The organism is Rhizobium ecuadorense (assembly GCF_001187535.1).
GTDB classification, from domain to species: Bacteria; Pseudomonadota; Alphaproteobacteria; order Rhizobiales; family Rhizobiaceae; genus Rhizobium; species Rhizobium ecuadorense.
In genome coordinates this window covers 1-245 of sequence record NZ_LFIO01000111.1, presented here as the reverse complement: position 1 = coordinate 245, position 245 = coordinate 1, and the positions used below count along the sequence as shown (strand labels likewise).

Annotated in this window: 1 pseudogene; it reads left to right on the top strand. The window is 59.6% G+C overall.

The features are described 5' to 3' along the window. Positions 1-96: 96 nt before the first annotated feature. A pseudogene (locus tag AF337_RS41710) lies at positions 97-245 on the top strand (efflux RND transporter periplasmic adaptor subunit); the annotation flags it as partial.

Here is a 245-nt window from a genome sequence, read left to right as displayed (position 1 = left end):
CGACATAATATCGCATGCCCGGAACTTTTCGGAGAGGGGTCGTCTCCGCCGAGGCACGCATGAAGACTGGGGCTCGTAAACATCGGGGCGGCGGCAATGCGTGTGAGATTGTATCAGGGTCTGCACCTGTCCGTGGTGCTTGCCGGCATGGCAATTCTCGCTGGCTGTGAGGAAAGTGGCAATACTTACGTTGCTCCTCCTCCACCTCCAGTACGCGTCGCCCAACCGGTGCAACAGCCGGTGAC